Origin of the sequence: Microbacterium sp. KKR3/1 (assembly GCF_021272365.1) — a bacterium.
Taxonomy (GTDB): domain Bacteria; phylum Actinomycetota; class Actinomycetes; order Actinomycetales; family Microbacteriaceae; genus Microbacterium; species Microbacterium aurugineum.
Map to the genome: position 1 here is coordinate 1,118,454 of NZ_JAJSDW010000001.1, position 21,926 is coordinate 1,140,379.

At 69.0% G+C, this 21,926-nt stretch carries 18 protein-coding genes; 10 read left to right on the forward strand and 8 right to left on the reverse strand.

Annotation, left to right across the window (positions count from 1 at the left end):
- Positions 1–20: 20 nt before the first annotated feature.
- Positions 21–374, forward strand: a complete 354-nt coding sequence (locus LVJ59_RS05400; RefSeq protein ID WP_047523176.1) for a hypothetical protein — start codon at positions 21–23, stop codon at positions 372–374.
- Positions 375–387: 13 nt separating this feature from the next.
- Here the strand turns inward: LVJ59_RS05400 and LVJ59_RS05405 are convergent, their stop codons facing one another.
- Entirely contained in the window at positions 388–1,374 is a 987-nt protein-coding gene (locus LVJ59_RS05405) for a LacI family DNA-binding transcriptional regulator (protein WP_131493510.1), read from the reverse strand.
- A 159-nt stretch (positions 1,375–1,533) separates the two neighbouring features.
- On the opposite strand from LVJ59_RS05405, the gene LVJ59_RS05410 reads away from it, so the two are divergent.
- From LVJ59_RS05410 to LVJ59_RS05430, 5 genes are all read left to right on the forward strand, one after another.
- Positions 1,534–2,451: a carbohydrate ABC transporter permease gene (locus LVJ59_RS05410; protein ID WP_047523174.1), complete on the forward strand. Its 918-nt coding sequence runs from the start codon at positions 1,534–1,536 to the stop codon at positions 2,449–2,451.
- Position 2,452: 1 nt separating this feature from the next.
- Complete coding sequence (locus tag LVJ59_RS05415) at positions 2,453–3,343, forward strand: carbohydrate ABC transporter permease (protein ID WP_052193637.1); 891 nt, start codon at positions 2,453–2,455, stop codon at positions 3,341–3,343.
- A gap of 67 nt (positions 3,344–3,410) precedes the next feature.
- A complete protein-coding gene (locus LVJ59_RS05420; protein WP_232762268.1) occupies positions 3,411–4,772 on the forward strand; it encodes an ABC transporter substrate-binding protein in 1,362 nt (453 codons plus the stop codon).
- A 77-nt stretch (positions 4,773–4,849) separates the two neighbouring features.
- Positions 4,850–6,598, forward strand: coding sequence for a beta-galactosidase family protein (locus LVJ59_RS05425; RefSeq protein WP_232762269.1), 1,749 nt, complete (start codon positions 4,850–4,852; stop codon positions 6,596–6,598).
- 146 nt (positions 6,599–6,744) lie between these two features.
- Positions 6,745–8,205 (forward strand): MFS transporter, encoded by a 1,461-nt coding sequence (locus LVJ59_RS05430; protein WP_232762270.1) that lies wholly within the window; start codon positions 6,745–6,747, stop codon positions 8,203–8,205.
- Here LVJ59_RS05430 and LVJ59_RS05435 read toward each other — a convergent pair whose 3' ends face one another.
- Positions 8,206–9,237 carry an LD-carboxypeptidase gene (locus tag LVJ59_RS05435; protein ID WP_232762271.1) on the reverse strand — a complete coding sequence of 344 codons (1,032 nt, stop codon included), beginning with the start codon at positions 9,235–9,237 and terminating at the stop codon, positions 8,206–8,208.
- 73 nt (positions 9,238–9,310) lie between these two features.
- On the opposite strand from LVJ59_RS05435, the gene LVJ59_RS05440 reads away from it, so the two are divergent.
- Entirely contained in the window at positions 9,311–9,517 is a 207-nt protein-coding gene (locus LVJ59_RS05440; protein WP_232762272.1) for an AsnC family protein, read from the forward strand.
- A gap of 77 nt (positions 9,518–9,594) precedes the next feature.
- Positions 9,595–11,481: an ABC transporter ATP-binding protein gene (locus LVJ59_RS05445; RefSeq protein WP_232762273.1), complete on the forward strand. Its 1,887-nt coding sequence runs from the start codon at positions 9,595–9,597 to the stop codon at positions 11,479–11,481.
- Between the two features lie 439 nt (positions 11,482–11,920).
- Here the strand turns inward: LVJ59_RS05445 and LVJ59_RS05450 are convergent, their stop codons facing one another.
- Complete coding sequence (locus LVJ59_RS05450; protein ID WP_232762274.1) at positions 11,921–13,783, reverse strand: phosphoenolpyruvate carboxykinase (GTP); 1,863 nt, start codon at positions 13,781–13,783, stop codon at positions 11,921–11,923.
- 111 nt (positions 13,784–13,894) lie between these two features.
- Here LVJ59_RS05450 and LVJ59_RS05455 point away from each other — a divergent pair, with 111 nt between their 5' ends.
- Positions 13,895–15,337, forward strand: coding sequence for a helix-turn-helix transcriptional regulator (locus tag LVJ59_RS05455; RefSeq protein WP_047523168.1), 1,443 nt, complete (start codon positions 13,895–13,897; stop codon positions 15,335–15,337).
- A 27-nt stretch (positions 15,338–15,364) separates the two neighbouring features.
- Here LVJ59_RS05455 and LVJ59_RS05460 read toward each other — a convergent pair whose 3' ends face one another.
- Both LVJ59_RS05460 and LVJ59_RS05465 read right to left on the reverse strand, forming a co-directional pair.
- Positions 15,365–16,411, reverse strand: a complete 1,047-nt coding sequence (locus LVJ59_RS05460) for a winged helix DNA-binding domain-containing protein (RefSeq protein WP_232762275.1) — start codon at positions 16,409–16,411, stop codon at positions 15,365–15,367.
- A gap of 44 nt (positions 16,412–16,455) precedes the next feature.
- Positions 16,456–17,904 (reverse strand): glyceraldehyde-3-phosphate dehydrogenase, encoded by a 1,449-nt coding sequence (locus LVJ59_RS05465; RefSeq protein WP_134353260.1) that lies wholly within the window; start codon positions 17,902–17,904, stop codon positions 16,456–16,458.
- A gap of 160 nt (positions 17,905–18,064) precedes the next feature.
- On the opposite strand from LVJ59_RS05465, the gene LVJ59_RS05470 reads away from it, so the two are divergent.
- Positions 18,065–19,408: an amidohydrolase gene (locus LVJ59_RS05470; protein WP_232762276.1), complete on the forward strand. Its 1,344-nt coding sequence runs from the start codon at positions 18,065–18,067 to the stop codon at positions 19,406–19,408.
- A gap of 129 nt (positions 19,409–19,537) precedes the next feature.
- On the opposite strand, the gene LVJ59_RS05475 is transcribed toward LVJ59_RS05470, so the two are convergent.
- The 3 genes from LVJ59_RS05475 to LVJ59_RS05485 all read right to left on the reverse strand — a co-directional run bounded on the left by LVJ59_RS05475 (position 19,538) and on the right by LVJ59_RS05485 (position 21,921).
- Entirely contained in the window at positions 19,538–20,527 is a 990-nt protein-coding gene (locus LVJ59_RS05475) for a methyltransferase dimerization domain-containing protein (protein WP_232762277.1), read from the reverse strand.
- Between the two features lie 73 nt (positions 20,528–20,600).
- The gene (locus tag LVJ59_RS05480; RefSeq protein ID WP_232762278.1) at positions 20,601–21,299 is read right to left on the reverse strand and encodes an alpha/beta hydrolase; all 699 of its coding nucleotides are present in this window, start codon (positions 21,297–21,299) and stop codon (positions 20,601–20,603) included.
- Positions 21,300–21,333: 34 nt separating this feature from the next.
- Positions 21,334–21,921, reverse strand: a complete 588-nt coding sequence (locus LVJ59_RS05485) for a TetR/AcrR family transcriptional regulator (RefSeq protein ID WP_232762279.1) — start codon at positions 21,919–21,921, stop codon at positions 21,334–21,336.
- Positions 21,922–21,926 lie beyond the last annotated feature (5 nt).

A 21,926-nucleotide genomic window follows, 5' to 3' on the forward strand; every position in this document is an offset into this window, starting at 1 on the left:
CGCACTCGTACGGTGAGGGCATGGAGACCCTCCGCCACATCGTGCTGTTCGTCCACCTCATCGGATTCGCCGTGCTCTTCGGCGCCTGGGCGGCCCAGGCATTCGGGGGCAAGCGCCAGATCACGAAGATCATGGACTACGGCCTCGCCATCGCCGGTGTCGCCGGCCTCGCTCTCGCCGCGCCGTGGGGTATCGAGTACGAGCTCAACTACGTCAAGATCGGCGTCAAGCTGGTCGTGCTGCTGATCATCGGCGCCCTGCTCGGCATCGGCTCCGCCCGTCAGAAGCGCGGTGCCGCCGTGCCGCCCGCCGTGTTCTGGCTGATCGGCATCCTGGCGCTCCTGAACGCGGGTCTCGCCGTCATCTGGCGCTGACCGACTTCTCTGCTCAGCGCTTCCGCGGAGGTGCCGTGCTCGCGCGCACGATGAGTTCGCAGCTCACGAGCGGCGTCTGCTGACGTCCGGTGCCGTCGAGCTCGGCGAGCAGCGCATCCACCGCGAGAGCTCCCACGCGTTCCGGATGCTGCTGCACGGTGGTCAGGGGCGGCCACAGCTGTGCAGCGTCGGGCAGGCCGTCGAAACCGACGATGCTGACGTCGCCCGGCACCTCGCGGCCGACTTCGCGAAAGGCCCTCAGCACGCCGATCGCCATCTGGTCGTTCGCGGCGAAGACGGCAGTGACCTCGCCGCGCTCGCGCAGTTCGACACCGGCTTCGTAACCCGAAGCGGCGGACCAGTCCCCCGGCAGCGGCTCCGGCACGCGACGCCCGTGCTGCTCCAGCGTCTCCCTCCAGGCCTCCCTGCGTCGCTCCGCGGAGTAGGAGCGGGCGGGACCGGCGACGTGCCAGACGGTCTCATGCCCGAGTTCGAGGAGGTGCTCGGTCGCCAAGCGGGCACCCTGCGCCTGATCCGTGTCGACGAACGGATGGGTCTCGCCGCGGTTCGAGTCGACGAACACGACGGGGAGGGCCTCGGGGATCTCGATATCGGCCTCGTCGAGCTGGTGCGCCTCGATCACGATGATGATGCCGTCGACGGCATGCTCTTCGAGCCTCCGGAACGCACCGGCCACGGTCTCGCCCGCGCTCGACTCCACCGGGATGAGGGTGAGGGCATAGCCGAGCTGGGCGGCGCGCACCGCGATCGCGTCGAGCGTGCGCTGGTTTCCGTACGAGCTGAACGAGAACATCACGACGCCGATGGTGCGGAAGCGTCCTGATCGCAGAGCACGCGCCGCGCTGTTGGGCCGGTAGCCGAGACGGTGCATCGCGGCTTCGACGCGCTCACGGGTGGTCGCACCGACGTAGCCCCGGGCGTTCACGACGCGGGACACGGTCTGCCCTGAGACTCCGGCCTCCCGGGCGACGTCCTCCATGGAGGGCTCACGACGACGCGTCGACGTCTCGGTCGGATGCTCTGGGCTCACGATCACCCATCCCCTCATGTGTTGACGTTGACACACTAGCAGTCGATCGAATATGTTGACGTTGACACACGGCGCAGCAAGCGCCCGGATCGTAAGAAGGACTCGTCGATGACGACTGAAATCCCCGCACCCCTGGGCGCCCCCGGCGTCCGACGGCGCGACAGGCGCGACTGGAAGGGCTGGTCCTTCGTCGGCCCGTTCATGGTCGTGTTCGCCCTGGTGTTCCTGACACCGCTCGCCTACGCGCTGTATCTCAGCTTCTTCCAGGAGAAGCTGATCGGCGGAACCGCCTTCGTCGGCCTGGACAACTACGTCCGCGCGCTCACCGACCCGCAGTTCTGGGAGGCGTTCGGCCGCGTGCTCATCTTCCTGGTGGTGCAGGTGCCGATCATGCTCCTCCTCGCGCTCGGCGCCGCCCTCGCCCTGGACAGCGCACGCCTGCGCGGAGCGTCGTTCTTCCGCATCCTGATCTTCCTCCCCTACGCGGTTCCCGCCGTCGTCGCGGTCCTCATGTGGGGCTACATCTACGGCGACCAGTTCGGCCTCACCAGCAACATCAACGACTTCCTCGGCATCGACGCGATCACGCCGTTCGCCAAGGAATGGATGCTCGTCTCGATCGGCAACATCGTCACCTGGGAGTTCGTCGGCTACAACATGCTGATCTTCTACTCCTCGCTCAAGACCATCCCGACCGACATGTACGAGGCGGCCGCCCTGGACGGCGCGGGCGCCTGGCGCACGATCTTCTCCATCAAGATCCCCTCCGTGCGCGGGGCGCTCGTGATCGCGACGATCTTCTCGATCATCGGCAGCTTCCAGCTGTTCAACGAGCCCAACATCCTGCGCCCGCTGGCTCCGAACGTGATCACCACGTTCTTCACCCCGAACATGTACGCATACAACCTGTCGTTCGCCGGTCAGCAATTCAACTACGCCGCGACGATCGCCATCATCATGGGCGTGATCACGGCCGTCATCGCCTACGTCGTGCAGCTGCGCGGCTCGACATCGGAGGTGCGCTGACATGGCACTCCCCCTCGCCCGCCCCTCGCGCCGACGCGACGATCCGCTGAAGCCCCGCAAGTCCAACACGCTGCTGATCGTGATGGTCATCTACGCGCTGTACACGCTCGTCCCGCTGGTGTGGCTGCTCTTCAGCTCGACCAAGACGCAGGCCGGACTCTTCAGCTCCTTCGGCCTCTGGTTCGCCGACGACTTCGCGTTCTTCGACAACCTCGTCGCCACGTTCTCCTACCGCGACGGCATCTTCCTCCGCTGGCTGGGCAACACCCTGCTCTACGTGGTGGTCGGCGCCGGCGGTGCGACACTGCTCGCCACGATGGCCGGCTACGGACTCGCGAAGTTCCGCTTCCCCGGGCGGCGCGCGGTGTTCGCCGTGGTCCTCGGCGCCGTGGCGGTGCCGGGTACGGCACTGGCCGTGCCGACCTTCCTGCTCTTCAGCGAGCTCGGGCTCACGAACACGCCCTGGGCCGTGATCATCCCCTCGCTCATCAGCCCGTTCGGGCTGTACCTGATCTGGGTGTTCGCCTCCGAATCGGTGCCGACCGAACTCCTCGAGGCCGCACGCATCGACGGAGCCGGCGAGTTCCGGACGTTCTTCACGATCTCGATGCGGCTTCTCGCCCCGGGCATCGTCACGGTCGCGCTCTTCACGGTCGTCGCCACCTGGAACAACTACTTCCTGCCGCTGATCATGCTGTCGGACCCCGCCTGGTACCCCCTGACCGTCGGCCTGAACCAATGGAGCGCTCAGGCCATCGGCGCGGGATCCCAGCCGATCTACAACCTCGTGATCATGGGCTCGCTCCTCACGATCATCCCGATCGTCATCGCCTTCCTGCTGCTGCAGCGCTTCTGGCAGTCAGGTCTCACCGCGGGAAGCGTCAAGCAATAGCTCCCCGCATCTTCTGCAACACCCCCGCGATCCGACGCTGGACCGCACCTCCCGAAAGGACACAGCAATGAAGCACCTTCCCTCACCGACCCGGCGCAGCCTCGCCGTGCTCGCCGCCGGAACCGTGGCAGCACTGGCGCTGGCCGGCTGCAGCACCGGCGGCACGACCGAGTCCGGTTCCGGCACCGATGCGGGCTCCGGCTCCTTCGACGCCGTCGAAGCCGCCCTCGAGAAGGGCGGCGAGATCACGTACTGGTCCTGGACCCCGTCCGCCGAGGCGCAGGTCGAGGCCTTCCAGAAGGAGTACCCGAACGTCACCGTCAATCTGGTCAACGCCGGGACGAACAACGACGAGTACACCAAGCTGCAGAACGCGATCAAGGCGGGCTCCGGCGCCCCCGACGTCGTGCAGATCGAGTACTACGCCTTCCCGCAGTTCGCCCTCACCGAGGCCTTCGCCGACCTCTCGGCCTACGGGTTCGCCGACTTCGAGGACGACTACACCGCCTCGACCTGGAACTCCGTCACGAACGGGGACGCGATCTACGGTCTGCCGCAGGACTCCGGCCCCATGGCCCTGTTCTACAACAAGACCGTGTTCGACGCCGCCGGTGTCGCGGTGCCCACCACGTGGGACGAGTACTACGAGGCCGCCAAGAAGATCCACGCGGCGAACCCCGACGCATACATCACCAACGACGCCGGGGACGCGGGCTTCGCGACCTCGATGATCTGGCAGGCCGGCGGAAAGCCGTTCGAGACCTCGGGCACCGACGTCACGATCGACCTGCAGGACGCGGGCTCGAAGAAGTGGACCGAGAACTGGAACCGCCTCGTCGAGGAAGACCTGATCGCGCCCTACGGCAGCTGGAGCGACGAGTGGTTCCGTGCCCTCGGCGACGGCAGCCTCGCCAGCCTCGTGATCGGCGCCTGGATGCCCGGAAACCTCATCTCGGGCGCACCCGACGGCGCAGGCGACTGGCGCGTCGCCCCCATGCCGACGTATGACGGCACCCCGGCGAGCGCGGAGAACGGCGGTGGCGGCCAGGCCGTCACGACGCAGAGCGAGAACCCCGAGCTGGCGGCCGGCTTCCTGTGGTGGCTGAACAACTCCGAGGAGAGCATCTCGATCTTCCTCGAGAGCGGCGGGTTCCCGTCCACGACCGCCGAGCTGTCCAGCGAGGAGTTCCTCTCCGACGCTCCCGAGTACTTCGGCGGCCAGAAGATCAACGAGGTGCTCGCCGCCGCGGCCGATGACGTCGTCGAAGGCTGGAGCTACCTGCCCTACCAGGTGTACGCGAACAGCATCTTCGGCGACACCGTCGGCCAGTCGTACCAGAACGGCACCGATCTGAACGACGGCCTGACCGCCTGGCAGGACGCGCTGGTCGAGTACGGCAACGCGCAGGGCTTCACCGTCAACAAGTAATACCCGCGAGCTGTGCCGGTCCCGGATCCCCCGTCACGGGATCGGCACAGCTCGCCTCATCGAAAGCACCACGACTCGTGACCTCCTTCTCCCTCGGTGACACCGACTTCCTCCGCGACGGACGACCGCACCAGGTCATCTCCGGCGCGATCCACTACTTCCGCGTGCACCCGGATCAGTGGCAGGACCGCATCCGCAAAGCCCGGCTGATGGGGTTGAACACGATCGAGACGTACGTGGCCTGGAACGCGCACGAACCTCGACGCGGCGAGTGGGACGCGAGCGGATGGAACGATCTCGGGCGCTTCCTCGACCTGATCCACGCGGAGGGTCTGGACGCGATCGTCCGCCCCGGTCCGTACATCTGCGCGGAGTGGCACAACGGCGGGCTGCCGGTCTGGCTCACCGGTGGCACGGGTGGGCTGCGTTCCTCGGCGCCGGAGTACCTCGTGGAGGTGAGCGCGTACCTCCGCCGCGTCTACGACATCGTCGCACCGCGCCAGATCGATCGCGGCGGACCGGTCGTGCTCGTGCAGATCGAGAACGAGTACGGAGCCTACGGCTCCGACGCGGCGTATCTCGAGACACTCGTCACGGTCACCCGCGAGGCCGGGATCACGGTGCCGCTGACGACCGTCGACCAGCCGGTCGACCGGATGCTGTCGAACGGGAGTCTCCCCGGGCTGCACAAGACCGGGTCCTTCGGCTCGCGCAGCACCGAGCGCCTCGCGACGCTGCGCCGGCATCAGCCCACCGGCCCCCTGATGTGCTCGGAGTTCTGGGACGGATGGTTCGACTGGTGGGGCGGCGTGCACCACACGACGGACGTCGCGACCACGGCCGCCGACCTGGATGCGCTCCTGGCCGCCGGCGCCTCGGTCAACATCTACATGTTCCACGGCGGCACGAACTTCGCACTCACGAACGGCGCGAACGACAAGGGACGCTATCTCCCGCTCGTGACCTCCTACGACTACGACGCCCCGCTCGACGAGGCGGGCAACCCGACGGAGAAGTTCTTCGCCTTCCGCGACGTGATCGCGCGCCATGCGCCCGTGCCGGACGAGCTGCCCGCGAGCGCGACCCCCGCCCCCGCGCTCGAGGTCCCCCTCGTCGCCGGAGGTGCCTGGACGACGACCGCGGGATCGGCGGAACCGACGGCCCACCCCGAGACCTTCGACGCGCTCGGACACCAGAGCGCGTTGATGCGCTACGACGTCGACCTCCCCCACGGCAACGGCGGGCTGCTCCTCGTCGGCGAACTCCGGGACCTGGGCTGGGTCAGCGTCGACGGGCGCGCGGTCGGCACGATCTCCCGCACCCGCCACGACCGCGCGATCCGGATCCCCGGTGGCCGCACCCTGAGCATCCTGGTGGAGGACCAGGGGCGGGTGAACTACGACCACCGGCTCGGCGAGGAGAAGGGACTCATCGGGGCGGTCACCCTCGACGGGGCACCGCTGAGCGGATGGCGCTGCACGCCGTTGGACGTCGCCGCCATCGCCGCGGGGATCGGGAGGGACGCTGTCGCGGACGCCGAGGCAACAGCTGCCGGAGACGGTCCGACCGCATGGACCGCCGAGTTCGAGCTGGATGCCCGCGCCGATCTCTTCCTCGACACCGCGAGCTGGAGCAAGGGCTATGCGTTCGTGAACGGGTTCTTCCTCGGCCGCTACTGGCGCAACGGACCGCAGCGCACGCTCTACGTGCCCGCCCCCGCCACCGTCGCCGGGACGAATCGCCTCGTCGTCCTGGAGCTCGAGCAGCTCATCGAGCGCCGGGCCGCTTTCGCTCCTTCCCCGTCGCTCGGCGCCACGGAGGAGTGACCCTCGAATCGCGCAGGCGGCTGCATCCGGTACGCAGATGCAGCCGTCTGCGCGACTCGAACGGGTCGCGGCGCACACAGGCAACACTCAGGAAGGCGTAAACTCGCCCAGGTCCCCGGCAGACCGGGGCTGATCGGAGAAGCGTCATGAGTACTGCCACTGCGCCCGCGAATCCCCGCTCGCGCGTCATCACCGCGAGCCTGGTCGGCACCACGATCGAGTTCTACGACTTCTACGCGTATGCCACGGCGGCCGTGCTCGTCTTCCCGGTGCTGTTCTTCCCCACGGGCAACGACACCACCTCGCTCCTCTCCTCGTTCGCGGTCTTCGGCGCCGCGATGGTGGCCCGCCCGATCGGCGCCGTGGTCTTCGGGCACTTCGGCGACAAGTTCGGCCGCAAGGCCACGCTGGTGGCGTCGCTGCTGACGATGGGCATCGCCACCTTCGTGATCGGACTGCTGCCGACCTTCCAGCAGATCGGCTGGTGGGCGGCGCTCCTGCTGCTCATCCTGCGTCTGGCGCAGGGCTTCGCACTCGGCGGCGAGTGGTCCGGCGCGGCGCTGGTGGCAACGGAGAACGCCCCGAAGGGCAAGCGCGCCTGGTACGGCACCTTCCCTCAGCTGGGCGCCCCGCTCGGCTTCATCATCGCCAACTTCCTCTTCCTCACGATCAACTGGCTGCTGCCGCACTCCGAAAACCCGGCCCTGAAGTCCGAGGCGTTCCTGGCGTGGGGCTGGCGCATCCCGTTCCTGTTCTCCGCGGTGATGGTCATCATCGGCCTGTGGGTGCGGCTCAAGCTCGTCGAATCCGACACCTTCAAGAAGGCCGAGACGAAGGGCGCGATCCGCAAGCTCCCGCTCGCGACCGTGTTCCGTCACCACTGGAAGCAGCTCATCCTCGGCACGTTCATCATGTTGGCGACGTATGTGCTCTTCTACCTGATGACCAACTTCACGCTCGCGTACGGCACCAAGCCCGCGTCGCTGGAGACCGCCTCGGCCGCGGCGAAGGCAGCAGCGGAGGCGACCGGCGCCCCCTTCGACCCGAGCGAGTTCGCGGCGCAGTTCTACCCGGGACTCGGCTTCGGATACACCGACTTCGTGCTGATGCAGATCATCGGCGTGGTGTTCTTCGGCATCTTCACGCTCCTGTCGGGCCCGATCGCCGATGCGGTCGGACGCCGGAAGGTGCTGCTGTGGGTGACCGGGGCGATCATCGTCTTCGGCTTCACCTTCAACACGTTCCTCCTCCCCGCGGTCGACCCGAAGTTCACCGGTGCGCTCGCCCAGGCGTTCCTCGTGTTCGGGTTCCTGCTCATGGGGGCCACGTTCGGCCCGATGGGCGCGCTGCTGCCGGAGCTCTTCCCGACCAACGTGCGGTACACGGGCTCGGCGATCGCCTACAACGTGTCCTCCATCCTCGGTGCGGCCGTGGCCCCGTTGATCGCCCTGTGGCTGTGGGCGCTCGGCGATGGCGCCCCGTGGCTGGTCGGCCTGTACCTGTCGGCCATGGGCGTCCTGACCTTCATCGCGCTGCTGTTGAGCCCGGAGACGAAGGACCACGACTACGACGGCGACCTCGGCGTCGCCGCCGCCGTCGAGCTCTGATCAGTACGCGGCGGTGATCGTGCGCGCAGCGCCGTCCACGATCATCGTCCCGCCGTAGGGCAGGATCCACTGCGGTCGGGTGTGCCCGAACGGCGGGCCGACGCAGATGACGGCGTCGGGGTTGTAGTGCGTCACGACGTCGAACACTGCATCCCGCTGCGCCGCACGAAGCGCAGCAGCCTCGGCAGGAGACGGCTGGAACTCGAAGTCGCTCACGGGCGGGCGGGCCACGACCACGGCTGCCGCAGCCGCGAGGATGCCGCGCTCCCCCAGTCCGCGCAACCACCGGGCCACCCAGCCCGCGGACGGCCGCTCCTCGCTGGTCTCGAGCAGCAGGACAACTCCGTCCAGGTCCGCCGCGCGCGGCAGCCGGTCGGCGAAGGCCAGGCCGTCGATCACCTCGAGACAGCCGCCCCAGGTCACGCCTTCCACCCGTGATGCGCGCCCTGCCCAGGCCCACGGCTCGGTCGGGACGCGGTCGCCGAACTCGAGGAGCGCCCGGGGGTCGTGCCACCGTCGCCCGACGTCTTCCGACTCGCCCGGCTCGGTGATGTCGAGCACACCACCGGTCAGGAGCAGGGCACGCAGGGAGCGCAGGTGGATGTCGTCGACGAACGGTCCGGGCCCGAGATGCACGGCGGTCGAGCCGCCGTAGTAGCCCCGAACCCCAAGGCCCCAGAGCCAGTTGAGGATGTTCGTGTTGTCGCTGTACCCGACGAACGGCTTGGGGTCGGCCACGGGCAGCGCCGGGTCGAGGTGCGGGACGACGAGGAGCTGGTCGTCTCCGCCGATCGTGGCGAGGATCGCACGGATGCTCGAGTCGGCGAACGCCGCGTTCACGTCGGCGGCGCGGGCCTGTGGACTCGCGCCGAGCTCACGCGTGGTCGGATACTCGATCGGGATCAGCCCCGTGAGGTCCTCGAGCCGGTGCATCGCCTGTGCATGCAGGTCCGGTGCGACGGCCGGAGCAGCGAATGACGGGGAAAGGACCGCGACACGGTCTCCCGGGGTGAGGCGGGGTGCGGACAGCATCCGCCCAGTCTGGCACGTCAACAGACATTGACAGCGCGTACCGCGTCAACGACGATTGACGCAGGAGGACATCATGACAATGCCGACCGCGATCGCACAGGACGACGGAAGCGAGCCGCTGGCCGCCCTGCACAGACTCGCCCAGCTGCGCACGGAAATCGCCCGCGCCGAGGAGGCCAACGTGCGCCGCGCACGGAACCTCGGATACTCCTGGCAGGCGATCGCCAGCGCCCTCGGCGTGAGCAAGCAGGCCGCGCATCGGCGATTCGGCCGCTCCTGATCCGCATACAGCCCCTCCATAGGATTCGTCCACGCACGAAGTACGGTCGAAGTACCATCTCCAGATAGAGGTCCCGCATGTCCGGTTCGGCGACAGCACGCCGCCGCGGACGGGGCGCGCAGCCCGAAGGCCCGCGCGCCACCTTCCGCCAGCTCCTCCCCTTCCTGTTCGAGCACAAGCGCACGCTGATCGTGGTCGCGGTGCTCAGCGTCGTCGGTGCCGCGACCTCGCTCGTGCAACCTCTGCTCGTGGGACAGGTCATCGAAGCGGTGCAGTCCGACGCCGGCATCGGGATCCTCGTGTGGCTGCTGGTCGGGTTCGTGATCGTGTCGTCGATCATCTCCGGTTTCCAGCACTATCTGCTGCAGCGCACGGGAACCGCGGTCGTGTACTCGAGCCGGCGCAAGCTCATCGCGCGCATCCTGCATCTGCCCACCTCTGAGTTCGACGCCCGCCGGACCGGCGACCTCGTCTCGCGCGTGGGCACCGACACGACTCTGCTCTACGCCGTCCTCACCCAGGGTCTCGCGGACGCCGTCGGCAGTGCCGTCCTGTTCCTCGGCGCCCTGATCGCGATGCTCGTGATCGACCCCGTGCTGCTGCTGATGATCGTGCTCGTGATCGGCCTCTCGGTCACGGTCGTCGTGCTGCTGAGCGGCCGGATCCGCACAGCCTCGACCGCCCAGCAGATGAAGGTCGGCGAGCTGGCGTCCGGCGTGGAGCGGGCGATCGGCTCGATCCGCACCATCCGCGCCTCGGGAGCGACCGAGCGCGAAGCGGACACCGTCACGAAGCTCGCCTCCGAGACCTACGGCATCGGCGTGCGCATCGCCAAGATCTCCTCACTGGTGGTCCCGGTCTCCGGCATCGCCCTGCAGCTCTCGCTTCTGGTGGTCCTCGGCGTGGGCGGGTTCCGCGTCGCCGCCGGTGCCATCACGATCGCGTCGCTGATCTCGTTCATCATGTTCCTCTTCCTGCTGGTGATGCCGTTGGCGACCACTTTCGGGGCGATCACCTCGGTGAACCAAGCGCTCGGCGCGCTCGGCCGCATTCAGGAAGTGCTCGATCTTCCCACCGAGTCGCAGGACGACGAGAAGATCGCCGCCTCGTTGCCGCGTGAGCCCGCAGCGGCGGATGCGCCGGCGATCGAGTTCCGTGACGTGCGCTTCCACTACCCCGCGAACGTGGTGGCCGCCCGCCAGGCGGCGGCGAAGGAGGCGCGATCCCTGCTCGCGGACGCCCACCTGGAACCCGCCGAAGATGCTGCCGATGCCCCGCAGGATCACGAGGTTCTCCGCGGCGTGTCGTTCGTCGTCCCGCACGGCTCCCGCGTCGCGCTGGTCGGCCCCAGTGGCGCGGGCAAGAGCACGATCCTGTCGCTGATCGAGCGGTTCTACGACCCGACTGGAGGGTCGATCCGCGTGCACGGCCATGATGCCCGCACCTACCCGCGCGACGACCTGCGCGCCCACTTCGGCTACGTCGAGCAGGACGCGCCGACGCTGGCGGGCACGCTCGCCGAGAATCTGCGACTCGCATCCCCCGACGCGACCGATGCCGACTGCGAACGCGTGCTGCGCGCCGTGAACCTGGGCGATGTGCTCGAACGCAATCCGCTCGGCATCGAGGCCCCCGTGGGCGAGGACGGCGTGATGCTGTCGGGCGGCGAGCGCCAGCGCCTCGCGATCGCCCGCGCACTGCTCACGGACGCTCCGATCCTGTTGCTCGACGAGTCGACATCCTCCCTCGACGGCGTGAACGAGCAACGGATGCGCGAGGCCATCGACGCCGTGTCCACCGACCGCACGCTCATCGTGATCGCGCACCGCCTCTCGACGGTGGTGGACAGCGACCTGATCGTGGTGCTGCAGGACGGCGTCGTGGTCGGCCAGGGAACGCATGCGGAGCTCGTGGAGTCGACGCCCCTCTACCGCGACCTCGCCCGCCACCAGCTGCTCGCCTGACGGGCACCCCGCCCCGACCCCGGTTTCCGCGTCCACGCCCAGCGCCGACGCCCCCGTCCAGCGTCGACGCCCCCGTCCAGCGTCGACGCCCCCGTCTCTTGGCGTTCCTGCGGAGGGGTGTGGACAAGCAGGAGGGGTGTCGACGAGCAGGAGGGGTGTCGACGAACAGGCGAGTGGACGACACGAAGGCTGGCGCCGACGCCCCCGCCCAGCGTCCACGCCCCCGTTTCGTGGCGTACCTGCGGAGGGGTGTCGACGAGCAGGAGGGGTGCCGACAAGCAAGAGGGGGTGTCGACGAGAAGGAGGGGCGGACGACACGAAGGCGGGACGTCGGAGACCACTCAGCCATGGGTTCGTCTCTGATGTCCCGCCTTCGCGGGTCTGAAGGGCACGAGGCCCTGAGGGTGCCGGCTCCCCCGAACCGGCACCGGTCTGGGGGCTACGCCTTGTCGAGGCGGTAGCGGAGCGAGGCGAGTTCCGCGCGCAGCGCCGCGGGGACCTTGTCGCCGAAGGTGTCGTAGAACGCCTCCGTCAGGTCGGCCTCGGTCTTCCATGCCTCGGCGTCGACGGAGAACAGTTCATCGAGGTCTGCGGCCGGGATGTCGAGGCCGTCGAGGTTGAGGTCCTCCACGCGCGGCAGGCGTCCGATCGGGCTGTCGACCGCCGGGACGTCGCCCGCGATGCGCCGGATGATCCAGTCCACGACGCGAGAGTTGTCGCCGAACCCGGGCCACAGGAAGCGGCCGTCCTCCCCGCGACGGAACCAGTTCACCTGGAAGATGCGCGGTGCGCGGTCGAAGCGCAGGCCACGGCCGACCTTCAGCCAGTGCCCGAAGTAGTCGGCCATGTTGTAGCCGCAGAACGGCAGCATCGCGAACGGGTCGCGGCGCAGCTCCCCGACCGTGCCCTCGGCGGCAGCGGTGCGCTCCGACGAGATGTTCGAGCCGAGGAAGACGCCGTGCGTCCAGTCGGTGGCCTCGACCACGAGCGGCACGTTGCTGGCGCGGCGCCCACCGAAGAGGATGACGTCGAGCGGGACGGCCTCTTCCCAGTCCTCGGAGATCTGCGGGCACTGCGCCGCCGACACCGTGAAGCGGGAGTTCGGGTGCGCTGCGGGTCGGCCGGACTCGGGCGTCCAGTCGTTGCCCTCCCAGTCGGTCAGGTTCGCGGGCGGCGCGTCGGTCAGGCCTTCCCACCACACATCTCCATCGGGGCGGAGCGCGACGTTCGTGAAGATCGTGTTGCCCCACAGTGTCTCGACGGCCGTGACGTTGGTCGACTCGCCGGTTCCGGGCGCGACCCCGAAGAAGCCGGCCTCGGGGTTGATCGCCCACATGCGACCGTCTTCTCCCGGACGGATCCACGCGATGTCGTCACCGAGGGTCTCGACCCGCCACCCGGGGATGGTCGGCCGCAGCATGGCGAGGTTCGTCTTGCCGCACGCCGAGGGGAACGCGGCGGCGACATGGTAGGCCTTGCCCTGCGGGTCGATCACGCGGATCAGCAGCATGTGCTCGGCGAGCCACCCCTCGTCGCGGGCGATGACGGAGGCGATACGCAGGGCGAAGCACTTCTTCGCCAGGATCGCATTGCCGCCGTAGCCCGAACCGTAGGAGTAGACCTCGAGGGTCTCCGGGAAGTGCACGATGTACTTGTCGTCGTTGCAGGGCCACTCGACGTCCTGCTCACCCGGAGCGAGGGGCGCGCCGACCGAGTGCACGGTCTTGACCCACGGGGCCCCCTCGGCGATCTGACGGGTCACCGCATCGCCGACCCGGGTCATGATGCCGATCGAGGCGACGGCGTAGGCGCTGTCGGTGATCTGGACGCCGATGTGCGAGAGGGGACCGCCGACGCGTCCCAGCGAGAACGGCACGACGTACATCGTGCGGCCGCGCATCGAGCCCGCGAAGATCTCGTTCATCTTCGCGTGCATCTCGGCCGGAGCGGCCCAGTTGTTCGTGGGACCGGCATCCTCCTCGCGCTCGGAGGCGATGAAGGTGCGTCCCTCGGTGCGTGCGACGTCGCTGGGGTGCGAACGCGCGAGGTAGGAGCCGGGACGCCACTCGGGGTTGAGCTTGATCAGCTTGCCCTCGTCGACGAGATCGCGCAGGAGCCGGTCGTTCTCGGCCCGCGAACCGTCGACCCAGTGCACGGCGTCGGGCTGGGTGAGCTCGCGGATCTCCTCGACCCAGGCGGCCAGCTCGGCCATGGCAGGGGTGTCATACGTCGGGGCCTCGCCGAACGTACGCGCCGCGGAGACGGGAGACGTGCGGGGGGTGAAGACTTCGGCGATGGCCATGACGTGTGCTCCTTCGAAGTGGGGGCGTTGCACCTATCTTCTTCCGGTTCGGACGCAACTTTCGGGCAAATCAAGCGATAAGAAACGCAATTCTTTCGCTACACTCAAGGAATGGCGTCCTCCGGCATCCACCTCACCACCCTCGGCCACCGCATCCGACACCACCGGCTGGAGAACGGCTTCACGCTCGATGAGCTCGGTGCGCTCGTCGGTGTCGCCGGCTCGCAGCTGAGCCTGATCGAGAACGGCAAGCGCGAGCCGAAGCTGTCCCTCCTCCAGGCGATCGCGCAGGCCACGAGCACGGAGGTCACCGACCTGATCTCCGGCGAACCGCCGAACCGACGAGCGGCTCTCGAGATCGAGCTCGAGCGCGCACAGGAGAGCCCCGTCTTCCGGCAGCTCGGCGTCGCTCCCGTGCGCGTGACCAAGGGCATGAGCGATGAGACGATCGAGTCGGTCCTCGGTCTGCACCGCGAGCTCGAGCGTCGGGAGCGTGAGGCGATCGCGACACCGGAAGAAGCGCGTCGTGCGAACACCGAACTGCGGCTGCGGATGCGCGCGCAGAACAACTATCTCCCCGAGATCGAGAAGCTCGCCGAGAAGCACCTCAAGGCGGCCGGTCACGTCCAGGGCGCACTCACGCACCGCACCGTGAGCATCATGGCCGAGAAGCTCGGGTTCGAGCTGATCTACGCCAACGACCTCCCCCACTCCACCCGTTCGGTCACCGACCTCGAGAACGGACGGATCTACCTGCCGCCGGCCTCCATCCCCGGCGGCCACGGACTGCGCTCGATGGCTCTGCAGGCCATGGCGCACCGCCTGCTCGGACACACGCCGCCGACCGACTACGCCGACTTCCTCCAGCAGCGCCTGGAGATCAACTACTTCGCCGCATGCTGCCTGATGCCCGAGACCGCCGCCGTGGCCTTCCTGCAGCAGGCCAAGAAGGACCGCAACCTCGCGGTCGAGGACTTCCGCGACGGGTTCGGCGTGACGCACGAGGCCGCGGGCATGCGCATGACCAACCTGCTGACCCAGCATCTCGGGATGGCGCTGCACTTCCTGCGCGTCGACTCCACCGGGGCGATCACCCGGGTCTACGAGAACGATGACCTGCCATTGCCGATGGACGTGACCGGCGCGGTGGAGGGCCAGCGGGTGTGCCGCAAGTTCCAGGCGCGCGCGGCGTTCACGCAGCAGAACCGCACGGTCGAGCACCACCAGTACACCGACACACCCTCCGGCACGTTCTGGTGCTCGACCCAGACCGGATCGTCGAGCGACGGCGAGTTCTCGGTGACCGTCGGAGTGCCGTTCGACGATGCCCGGTGGTGGCGTGGACGGGAGACCAACGACCGGGCCGTCTCCACCTGCCCGGACGAGTCGTGCTGCCGCCGCCCGTCGGCCGAGCTGAGCGAGCGCTGGAGCGGACGGGCGTGGCCGAGTGCACGCGTGCACACGCACATGTTCTCACCACTCCCCCGCGGCGCCTTCCCCGGCGTGGACGACAACGAGGTGTACAGCTTCCTCGCTCGGCACGCCGGAGAGTGATCGCGACCGTCCTCGCGGCGAGCGGGGTCAGTCGTCGAGGAACCGTGCGAATCGCCCCAGAGCGGCGGTCACCCCTGCGGGATCGGCCGGGTCCGCGAAGAACTCGGGAGGTGCGTCACGCGTCGCGGTGGCGTGCGACCAGGTTCCGATCACGCGGCCCTGCTCGATGAGCGTCGCGCGCACCATCCCGTTCTTCCCCGGACCGACAGCCGCCAGATGCTCCGGGGCGCACACGTCCGTGCGGTCGGCGTAGGAGATATAGTACTCGTCGAAGGCACCGAGCGCGTGGACGGCGGACGCATCCATCGTCCGTCGTGGTCGCCGGACTGCCGTGAACAGTCCCTCCTCGACCTCGACGACGCGCTCTGTCGCGCGTGCGGCGGCCTCGCGGGACTGCCCGAGCGTGAGTCCCGACCACCAGGAGAAGTCCGCGATGCCCGCCGGACCGTGGCCGTCGATGTAGCGCACGAACAGCTCCGCGAGTGGGTCGTCGGGGCGCGCCGGGTCGGGGATGTGGCCCTCGACGAGGACGAACCGCTGCTCCCGCGTCACACCGGTCCGCGGGGCGACGGGCCCCTGGCAGATGAGCCCGTCGATCGTGAGGGTGAAGAGCAGGTGGATCCCGCGTTGGCCCGCCGGATCGATGCCGATCCCCTCGAGGATCTCGAAGAGCTCGGCGCGGGTGCGGCCGCCGTCGCGCAGCGCCGGTGTCACGGCCCGCACGACCGCGGCGATCATGTCGTCGTCGATGCCGAGCTGTCGATGACGCGTCGCTGCCTGCTGGCGCTGCCGCGCGGCCGTGACCTCCAGCATCCAGCCGAGGTCACGCGCCGGAACCGTGTGCAGCGTGCCACGCATGGTCCAGCCCCGCACGAGGTCACCGCGATCGAAGGCGCGATCGACGTCGCGCAGGGTCACGTCTCCTCGGGTGCGCACCGCGAGGGCCCATCGACCGGCGGTGAAGTCCTGACTCTGTACGGCCAGCATGTGGTGAGCGGCATCGGAGACCGTGGGAGTCGGCGCGGTGAGGCGATGCGAGCGGAGGCGCTCGGCGAGCAGGGTCGCGGACGTCATGACCCCATCATGCCGGGCGCCTCCGACGCCGCGCACGCCCGATGTCAGCCCTGCAGCGTCACCTCACGGCGCTCGGGAAGAACGATCGGGTGCGAGCCCGCCATGACCTCGAGCACACGGATCACTTGGCAGGAGTAGCCGAACTCGTTGTCGTACCAGACGTAGAGAATGAGGGTGTCCTCGTCGGCGATCGTGGCGAGTCCGTCGACGATGCCGGCGCGGTGCGAGCCGACGAAGTCGGTGGAGACCACGTCGGGGCTCTCGACGTAGTCGATCTGCTGACGCAGCTTCGAGTGCAGGGAGACGCGGCGCAGGTAGTCATTGACCTGGTCCTTGGTCGCCGGACGCTCGATCGTCAGATGCAGCACCGCGAGCGAGACATCGGGGGTGGGGACGCGGATCGAGCTGCCCGTGAGCTTGCCCTCGAGCTGCGGGAGCGCCTTCGCGACGGCCTTCGCCGCACCGGTCTCGGTGATGACCATGTTGAGCACCGCCGAACGCCCGCGCCGGTCGCCCTTGTGGAAGTTGTCGATCAGGTTCTGATCGTTCGTGAACGAGTGCACCGTCTCGACGTGCCCCTTGACCACGCCGTAGGCCTCGTCGATCGCCGCGAGCACCGGTGTGATGGCGTTCGTCGTGCACGAGGCCGCGGAGACGATGCGGTCGGAGTCGGTGATGGTGTCGTCGTTGATCCCGTGCACGATGTTCTTGAGCGGGCTCTTGCCCGGAGCGGTGAGCAGGACCCGGGCGACCCCCTTCGACCGCAGATGCTGCGAGAGCCCCGCCTCGTCGCGCCAGCGGCCCGTGTTGTCGACCACGATGGCGTCGTCGATCCCGTGGGCGGTGTAATCGATGGTGGCGGGATCGTCGGAGTAGATCACCTGGATGCGGGTGCCGTTCGCGATGATCTGCTCGGCCTCCTCGTCGACCGTGACGGATCCGGCGAAGCGGCCGTGGACGGAATCGCGCAGCAGCAGCGATGCCCGCTTGACGAGGTCGTTCTCGGAGCCGCGCCGCACCACGATCGCGCGCAGCCGCAGACCGCTGCCGCCACCGGTGTGGGCGATGAGGATGCGGGCGAGCAGACGGCCGATGCGTCCGAAGCCGTAGAGCACGACGTCGGTGGGTTCGGCGGCGACGGCACCCATCGCGGGTGCCAGTACGTCGGCGAGGTAGGTCTCCAAGGACTCACCGCTGGAGGCATGCCCGGCCACGAGACGGGCGACATCGAGCGAGGAGGCGCCGGGCGCGAGCGCGTGGATCGCTTCCAGCACGGCCAGGCTGTCTTCGATCGGGAGGCGCTCGTGTCCGAGCTGGGCCACGCGCTCGTGCACCTCGACGAGCCCGGTCGCCGACAGGCCGAGCAGGCGGTGCCCGTGGAGGGAGGTGACCACGTCGTGCTCACGTCGAAGCGCCCCGATGAGCGGGATCATCCGCTCCGCCAGTTCTTCGCTCGCCGTCCAGTCTTCGCGGTGTGCCGCGGAATCGTTCATCTGCGTCCTTGCATGTGTGAGCGCGCACCGAGGTCACCGGCGCGCGGGTTGCCGGGTGATCGGGGGATGGCTCCAGCGTACAAGCCCCGGAACCGCGCGCCGAATCCAGGTCTTCCCGGTCTCACCGCGGGTCCCGTTTTACGTCTACACTGGTGGAATAATGAGTGAGACACTGCCCGGCGACGACGCCGACCTGATCATCCGCGGCGGCCGCATCCACACCCTCGACGGGACGGACTCCATCGCCCACACCCTCGCCGTGCGAAACGGCGTGATCGTCGCGGTCGACGAAGCCGTCGCACCGCTCCGAGCGCGCACCACCCTTGAACTCGACGGGCGCACCGCGATCCCCGGCATCAACGACGCCCATCTGCACGCCGCCTGGCTCGGCGCGCGCTGGCCACACCTGTTCTTCTCCGACACATCATCCGCGGAGCAGCCGTCCGGGCGTCTCGTATCGAGCCGGGAAGAGCGGCGCACCGCCCTTCTCCGCGCGTGGGGCCTCCTCGCCGAACGCGGCATCACGAGCTACACCGAGCCCGGGATCGGCCCGGGAGAAGACGCCGGCGAGACCGGCTGCTTCGGCACGGCCATGCTCGACACTTACGGCGAGCTGCACCACGAAGGCGCCCAGACCTCGCGCGTGACCCTGCTCCGGCTGTTCGGCACGATCGACGGCGAGAGCACACTGGAGGACTTCGAGCGCGGGATCCGCACCCCTGCGCCGACACACGACCCCCGGTGGCTCGCGATCCCCGGGGTCAAGATCTTCGCCGACGGCATCCCGCCGATGGCCACCGCCTGGGTCGAGGAGCCCTACACGGACGGCAGCACCGGCGCCCTGCTCACGCGCGGCGGGGATGATCCGCTCTCCGCGTTCCAGCGGATGGTGGAGCTCGCCGCCTCCCGCGGCATGCAGATCGCCGTGCACGCGACCGGCGACCGATCGATCGCGGAGTTCCTCGCCGTCCTGGAACGCCTCTCCGACGCGCCCCGGCCGGCCGCGCCCCACTACGTCGTCCACGGAGACCTGGCCACGCCCGAGCAGATCGCCCGGACGGGAAGGGTCGACGCCGGATTCGCCGTGCAACCGCTGATCGCCGCGCACACGCACTCCTGGGCGGCGCTCCAGCTCGGCGAAGCACGCCTCGCCACCGCCTGGCCCCTGGCGGCGATGCTCACCTCCGGAACACTCACGACGGTGACGAGCGACTCGCCGATCGCGAGCCCGGACTGGCGGCTCGGCCTCGACGCCTCGCTCGGCCTGCTCGGCGATGCCGGCGTCGCCGATGACGCACGATCGCGCCGTCGCCTGCTGCGTTCGATGACGGTGGATGCCGCGCGACAGGACGGCGCGTCCGCCTGGAAGGGAACGCTCGAGATCGGGAAGGTCGCCGATCTGACGATCCTCGATGAGGATCCCCTGACTCCCGGGCGTCCGTTCTCCTCCCTCGAGGTCGAGCGCACGATGGTCGACGGCCGCACGGTGTTCACCCGCGAGTGAGCTCTCGCACGACCGAACGCGGGTGCGCACGGAAACGGCGGGCGGCATGTTCACGCATGCCGCCCGCCTCTGATCCCCCTCGGACCAGTCCATGAACCCCGGCGCCGGTCCCCCGACGCCGGGGTGGCCTCACACCGCGGTCGCCACGAGCACCCGGGGACTCCCCGGCAGAGCGACCTTCTCGCGCACCTCCCAGCCGGCATCACTCAGCCAGCCGCGCACCTGGGCTTCCGGATACACGACGGTCCCGTCGATGACGAGGTACTCCCCCGCATGCAGGGCGTCGAGTCCGCGCTGCGCCGGATCGTCGTCGAGGAAGAAGTCGAGCACGGTCAGGGTCGCCCCCGGTGCCGCCGCCGCTCGCAGATTGCGGAAGATCCGGGCGTTCTCCTCGGCACCGAAGCGGTGGATGACGTGGTTCGCGAAGATCGCGTCGTAGGCGCCCTCCGGCGCGGCGGTCGCGGTGTCGGCGACCTCCACCACGGCACGATCGGCGACCCCGGCCGCCTCGACGGCCTCGGCGATCCCGTCTTCGAAGCCGGGTGCGTACAGGAACGTCGTCCGCAGCTCGGGATTGCGCGCCATCACCGACAGCGCGAAGTCGGCCGACAGGCCACCGAAGTCGAGCGCATGGGTGGCACCGGAGAGGTCGAGGTGACGGCCGAACTCCTGCGCGTGCAGGCGGTTGTACGTCATCACCCCCGCCATGAACGTCGCCCAGCGGGCATCGTCCATCTGCAGATCGCCAGGCTCGGTGGTGTCGACCGTGTGCGCGAACTGGAGCCAGTGCGGGTAGCTGATCTCATCGAGGAACGTCAGGAAGGGCGCGAGGTCGATCGCGGCATCGGCACCGGTCAGATACGCGGCGGCGTCCGGGGCGACGGCGTAGCGCCCATCCGTGCGCACCAGGAGGCCCTTGGCGGCCATCGCATCGGCGAGCAGACGGGCGATGCGCTCGCTCACCCCGCACGTCTCGGCGATCGCCGCCACCGTGTCCGCTCCGCCGTCGACGGCACGGAAGAGGCCGATGCGGCTGGCGTGGAAGAGCTGCTTGGACGCCATGTACCCCGTGGCGATGTCGAGGATCCGTGCCGCATCCGCGGTGGGGGTGTCGGTCATGTGTGGGCCTTTCCTTATATTTCTACGATTGTTGGAATTAAACGGCAGAGGTGTTCCCGGTCGCGATTGCGGCTCAGTCCGCCAGGAAGTCGCGCACGGCAGCACGGAACTCCGCCGTGTGCAGGGCGGAGAGGTGATCGCCGGGGACGCGCTGCGCACGGGCGCTCGGGAGCAGCCGCGCGAGGTCGTCGATCCCGGCCGCCATCGGATCGTCGGTGCCGCCCAGCAGCAGCACGGGCACGGCGATGCCCTCGGCCCGTGGCGCGAACGGCTCTGCGGCGAGACCCTCGATCAGGCCGATAAGGTCGTGCGGACGGTTGCCGGGCGACGACGCCATGTGCACGATCATGCCCGTGAGGGGATCCGTCGGCATGGGACCGCCGTCGACCGCGTCGCGTGCGGCGGCGAGGTCGACCTGCGCGAACGGCTCCCCCGCGCTGAGGCCGCCGAGCACGAGGCGTCGCACGGAGACGCGCGGATGCGCCGCCAGATCCCACGCGAGGCGAGCCCCCAGCGAGTATCCGACCAGGTCGATCTCGTCGCTGCCGACGGCCGAGGCGAGTGCGTCCAGCACTGCGGTCGTGGGCGCCGTGCCGAGTGCCGGGCTCTCACCGTGCGCCGGGAGGTCGACCACCAGGCGGGGACGGTCGCCGACGACGCCGGCCCACTCGTGATCCGGCCAGTCCTGCGCTCCGCGCGACGCGAGGCCGTGCAGGAACACGACAGGACGCCCGGTGCCCTGGTGGCGCTCGAGGAACAGGGATGAGGTCATGACGCGCCGTCCTCTCGGACCCGGCGCGCCGTGCTCAGCGCAGGCGTGCCAGGAACTGGTCGATGTAGGTCTCGTAGTCGGCGATCCGCTCGCCGTCGGGATACATGAGGTTGATGATGGTCGCACCGACCGCCGCCGAGATGTACTCGTTCGCGAGCGGGCCGTAGTCCTGATCGCGGATCGACCCCTCGTCCCGCGCGGCCTCCATCCGCTCGATGAGAGAAGCACGCCAGGACGCCAGGTGTCCGCGATACAGCTCGGCCAGCGACTCGTTCGCCATGGCGTACTCCCACAGCGCGAGCAGCACCCGCCCCGCGGCGATCTGTTCCTGATCGCGAGGGATCGTCGCCTGCAGGAAGCCCCGCAGCGCGGCATCCGCGGAGGTCGGCTCCTCGCCGGCGGCCTGCACGCCTTCGGACATCTGCTGGAGGATCGTCTCGAACGTCGCCGCGACGATGCTCTCCTTGCCCGGGAAGTAGTGCTTCAGCGCACCGTTCGCGAAGCCGGCCTCCGCCGCGATGCTGCGCATGGTCGCGGCCTCGAAGCCCCCCTTCAGGATGATGCTCTTGGCGACCTCGACGATGTCCCGTCGACGCTGGTCGTGATCGATGATCTTCGGCATGAGGT